Origin of the sequence: Dysgonomonas sp. 520 (assembly GCF_010501095.1) — a bacterium.
Lineage (GTDB): Bacteria > Bacteroidota > Bacteroidia > Bacteroidales > Dysgonomonadaceae > QVMP01.
In genome coordinates, this window is the sequence record NZ_QVMP01000030.1 from 1 (window position 1) to 554 (window position 554).

Annotated in this window: 1 pseudogene; it reads left to right on the forward strand. The window is 35.9% G+C overall.

The features are described from left to right. A pseudogene (locus D0T56_RS14915) lies at window positions 1-457 on the forward strand (hypothetical protein); the annotation flags it as partial. Window positions 458-554: the final 97 nt, after the last annotated feature.

The following is a 554-nucleotide window of genomic DNA, read 5'->3' on the forward strand; positions in this document are numbered from 1 at the left end:
TATTGATGTTTGCTATCTAACTTGGGACAGTTTTCAGAAAGAATACATTTCTTATGAAAGGACCAAATTCCCTAAAAGAGCAAAAGCTCCATTGTCGGATCATACAAAGGCGATCATAAATAAATACAAACATAAATGTTATGGGGATTATGTATTGCCGATTTTTACCCACAAACACAATACGGAAGAGAAACAGCGTGGCAGAATAAAACGAATTCGGGAACGGGTAAATAAAACATTAAAGAAAGTAGCCAAAGAATTAAAACTCAAAGAGGAATTCACTTGGTACGCAGCAAGAGGTACTTATATAACCCGAATGCTTGATGAAGGTTTTCATCCTATCGCTGTTGCTGAATTTGCAGGTAATAGTCCGGCAACCATCTATTCAAGTTATTGGAAACAGACGAACCCTGAAGAAGTTTTAAAGAAAGTGAATCAGGCATTCAGCCGTGTATGAAATAAAATAATAGATAGTAAAACGGGAATAAGGCTCGATGCTTTATTCCCGTTTCCTTTCTCCTATAACTGATCTTATTTTGATTCTGCAATAGAAA